The sequence below is a fragment of the Streptomyces sp. HSW2009 genome (genome assembly GCF_040240285.1).
Lineage (GTDB): Bacteria > Actinomycetota > Actinomycetes > Streptomycetales > Streptomycetaceae > Streptomyces.
On the sequence record NZ_JBEHZD010000580.1, the window covers coordinates 1 to 4,595 of the forward strand.

The window sequence follows — 4,595 nt, forward strand, 5'->3', positions numbered from 1 at the left end:
GCTCCCCGCCGGCCTGCGGCTGGAGCTGGTGGACCCCGGGGTGCCGGCGCCGCCCGGGCCGGCCCGCCCCACGGACCCCGGCGGGCCGGACGCGGACGCCGACGCGGGCCAGGGCCGGCACGAGGCGCGCGAGTCCGCGGCCGAACACCGCGCGGAGGACGTACGCGGCGAGCCGCGGGACGCGGGCGACGGGCAGCAGCCGAGAGACCAGCGGGACCTCCGGGAACAGGCCGACCAGCAAGATCCAGCCGACCCCCGGCAGGACCAGGGCGACCAGCAAGGTCAGCAGGACCAGCAGGACCAGCAAGGCCAGGCAGACCAGGGCGACCAACAGGCCCAGCAAGAGCCCGGCAGTCCCGAAGGGCTCGTCATCGACGGCGACGACCTCGCGCGGCAGACGCCGACCGACGCCCTGGTGCTCGACCAGAACCGGGCGGTCCCGGCCGACCTCGTACTCCCCGCGGAGACCGACGAGCAGGCGGACGAACAGCGCACCTGGCAGCGCCGCTACACCGCCCCGCGCCCCCGCATCGTCCTGCGCAAGGGCTGGAGCGCGGACGAGCGGCTGCGCGAGCGCCGGCTCGGCTACACCAAGACGGTCCAGGCCGCGTTCGTGCACCACAGCGCGACGGGCAACAACTACCGCTGCTCGCAGGCGCCTTCGGTCATCCGCAGTATCTACCGCTACCACGTCAAGAGCAGCGGCTGGCGCGACCTGGGCTACAACTTCCTCGTCGACAAGTGCGGAAACGTCTACGAGGGCCGCGCCGGCGGGCCCGCCAAGCCCGTACTCGGCGCCCACACCCTGGGCTTCAACTCCAACAGCACCGGCATCGCCGTCCTCGGCACCTTCTCCCGCACCGCGCCGCCCGGTGCCGCGGTACGCGCCGTGGCGAAGCTCACCGCGTGGAAGCTGGGCCTGCACGGGCGCGACCCGGGCGGCAGCGCGTACCTGGTCTCCGACGGCAGCAACAAGTACCGCAAGGGCGTCACGGTACGGCTGAAGGTGATTTCCGGGCACCGTGACGGCTTCACCACCGACTGTCCCGGGACCCGGCTCTACCAGCGGCTCGCTGCGGCGCGCAGCACGGCGGCCAGGCTCCAGGGGCGGTGATCGCACCACCTGGTTGACCGGGCCGAACCGGGCGTTCACCGTCTGCTTACACTGGCCGCCGACCTCCCTCCGGGCGCAGGGGCCCGGCGGCCAGCCGGCCCCAAGGGAAGCAGAGACGACAAGGTGACAGAAGCGATCCTCCTGGTCGGCGGCAAGGGCACCCGGCTGCGCCCGCTGACGGTGCACACGCCCAAGCCCATGGTCCCGGCGGCGGGGGTGCCCTTCCTCCCCCACCAGCTCGCCCGCGCCCGGGCCGCGGGCGTCGAGCACGTCGTGCTGGCGACCTCCTATCTGGCCGAGGTCTTCGAACCGCACTTCGGCGACGGCTCCGACCTGGGGCTGCACCTGGAGTACGTGACGGAGCGGGAGCCGCTGGGCACCGGCGGGGCGATCCGCAACGTGGCCGAGCGGCTGCACTCGGGCCCGGACGAGCCGGTGCTGATCTTCAACGGCGACATCCTCACCGGGCTCGACATCCGGGCCCTGGTCGCCACGCACGTCAGCGCCGGCGCCGACGTCTCGCTGCACCTGACCCGGGTCGATGACCCGCGGGCGTACGGCCTGGTGCCCACGGACGACGACGGGCGGGTCACGGCGTTCCTGGAGAAGCCGCAGACGCCTCAGGAGATCGTCACCGACCAGATCAACGCGGGCGCCTACGTCTTCAACCGCTCCGTCATCGACGCGATACCCACCGGCCGGCCGGTCTCGGTCGAACGCGAGACCTTCCCCGGCCTGCTCGCCGCCGGCGCCCACCTCCAGGGCATGGTCGACGACACGTACTGGCTCGACCTCGGCACCCCGCAGGCGTTCGTCCGCGGCTCGGCCGATCTGGTGCTCGGCCGCGCCCCGTCGCCCGCGGTGCCGGGCCGGCACGGCGACCGGCTGGTGCTCGCCGGGGCCGAGGTCGCCGCCGACGCCAAGCTGACCGGCGGCACGGTCGTCGGCACCGACGCCAGGATCGGCCCCGGCGCCCGGGTTGAGGGCAGCACCGTGCTGGCCGGCGCGGTGGTGGGGGAGGGCGCCAGGGTCCGCGACTCGCTGATCGGGGCCGGCGCCCGGATCGGGGCCCGTACGGTGCTCGACGGCGCGGTCATCGGCGACGGCGCTCGGGTCGGGGCCGACAACGAACTGCGCGACGGCATGCGGGTGTGGTGCGATGTGGCGATCCCGACGGCGGCGGTGCGGTTCTCGTCTGATCAGTAGCCGGTAGCCCGCGTCGAGCACCCGCAGGGCGCCGGCGCGGTGCAGCCCGGCCCCGTGCAGCCCGCCGCCGACCAGGACATCGCCATCATCGGCCTGGCCGGCCGCTACCCGCAGGCCGCCGACCTGGCCGCGTTCTGGGAGAACCTGCGCGACGGTGTCGACGCGGTCACCGAGGTACCGCCGCGCCGCTGGGACCACGGCCCGCTCTACGACCCGGAGAAGGGCAAGCCCGGCGCCTCGTACGGCAAGTGGGGCGGCTTCGTGGAGGGCGTGGAGCTCTTCGACCCGCTGTTCTTCAACATTCCGCCGGTCGAGGCGGAGTTCCTCGACCCGCAGGAGCGGCTGTTCCTCGAAACCTCCTGGCAGGTCATCGAGGACGCCGGCTACGCCCCCGGCTCGCTGGCCGGCAAGAAGGTCGGCGTCTACGCCGGCGTCATGTTCGGCCTCTACCAACTCCTGGCCACCGACAAGTACGGCGGCTGGCTCAACGGCAACTCCTCGTACGCCTCGGTCGCCAACCGCGTCTCCTACTTCTACGACTTCCACGGGCCGAGCGTCACCGTCGACACCATGTGCTCCTCCTCGCTGGTCGCCGTGCACCAGGCGTGCGCCGCCATCCGCAGCGGCGAGTGCGAACTGGCCCTGGCCGGCGGCGTCAACGTGATGTCCCACCCGGCCAAGTACCTCCAGCTCGCCCAGGGCGGCTTCCTCTCCAGCGACGGCCGCTGCCGGGCGTTCGGCGAGGGCGGCGACGGCTATGTGCCGGGCGAGGGCGTCGGCGCGGTGCTGCTCAAGCCGCTGGCGAAGGCGCTCGCCGACGGCGACCACGTGCACGCCGTCATCAAGGGTTCGGCCGTCAACGCGGGCGGGCGCACCAGCGGCTATTCGGTGCCCAACCCGCAGGCCCAGGCCGAGGTGATCGGCGACGCGCTGGCCCGGGCGAAGGTCGACCCGCGCAGCATCTCCTACGTGGAGGCGCACGGCACCGGCACCGCGCTCGGCGACCCCATCGAGATCACCGGTCTGACCAGGGCGTACCGGCAGGCCACCGCGGACCGGCAGTTCTGTGCGATCGGCTCGGTGAAGTCCAACATCGGGCACCTGGAGTCCGCGGCCGGCATCGCCGCGCTCACCAAGGTCATCCTGCAACTGCGGCACCGCAAGCTGGTGCCCTCGCTGCACGCCACCCCGCTCAACCCGCTGATCGACTTCGACCCGACCCCGTTCGTCGTCCAGCGGCAACTCGCCGACTGGCAGCCCGCGCGCGCCGCGGACGGCCGGGAGCTGCCGCGTCGCGCCGGCATCAGCGCGTTCGGCGCCGGCGGCACCAACGCCCACCTCATCATCGAGGAGGCGCCCGAGCCCGCGCCCGAGCCCGCGCCCGAGCCCGCGCCCGAGCCCGCGCCCGAGCCCGCGCCCGAGCCCGCGCCCGAGCCCGCGGCCGAGCCCGCCCGGGAACACCTCTTCGTCCTCTCCGCCCAACAGGAAGAGGGCCTGACGGAGGCCGCCGGGCGGCTGCTGGCCCATCTGGAACGGGGCCTGACCGGCGACGACGAGCGGCCCGCGGCCCCGGCGACCCCCGCCGCCGCGGGCGGCCCGCAGATCAGCCGCGACAGCGCGTACGCCCACACCCGGGCCGCCGTCGCCGCCGTGCTCGGGCTGCGGCCGGCCGCCATCGACGACGACGAGCCGTACGCGGACCAGGGCCTGGACGCCTACGAACTGGCCGCCTGTCACGAGCAGTTGCAGGAGGAGCTCGGGTTCGCCTTCCCGGCCGAGGTGCTGCACGAGCAGCCCACCGTCGCCCGTACCGCGGCCCACCTGGCCGCGCTCCACGGCCCGCAGCCGGCCACCGCGACGCCCACGACCACGGCGACGCCCACCGCCACACCCGCCGCCACCGAGCTCTCCCTCGCCGACCTGGCGTACACCCTCCAGACCGGGCGCGAGGCGATGGCCGAACGCCTCGCCGTACGCGCCGCCGAACCGGCCGAACTGCGCCGGGGGCTGCGCGCCTACCTGGAGCGGCGCACGGACGCGCCCGGTGTGTGGTTCGGCTCCACCGAGAACCACGACCGCCGCCTCAACTCGCTGCTGCGGCACGACGTGACGCTCAAGTACACCCGGCAGTTGCTGGCCGAGGGCCGGCTGGACGAGACCGCCGACATGTGGGTCATGGGCGCCGAGGCCGACTGGTCCGCGCTGTGGGAGGGGCAACGGCGCCGCCGGGTGCCGCTGCCGACGTACGCCTTCACGCGCGAGGTGCACTGGATCG

At 74.1% G+C, this 4,595-nt stretch carries 2 protein-coding genes and 1 pseudogene; all 3 read left to right on the top strand.

From position 1 onward, the window contains the following. Positions 1 to 1,114: peptidoglycan recognition protein family protein (locus AAHZ94_RS28890; RefSeq protein WP_349996573.1), on the top strand; the 1,114-nt coding region annotated here is incomplete at its 5' end. A gap of 123 nt (positions 1,115 to 1,237) precedes the next feature. Next, a complete protein-coding gene (manB, locus tag AAHZ94_RS28895; RefSeq protein ID WP_349996575.1) occupies positions 1,238 to 2,320 on the top strand; it encodes a mannose-1-phosphate guanylyltransferase in 1,083 nt (360 codons plus the stop codon). Between the two features lie 30 nt (positions 2,321 to 2,350). After that, positions 2,351 to 4,595 (top strand): annotated as a pseudogene (locus AAHZ94_RS28900) (beta-ketoacyl synthase N-terminal-like domain-containing protein); the annotation flags it as partial.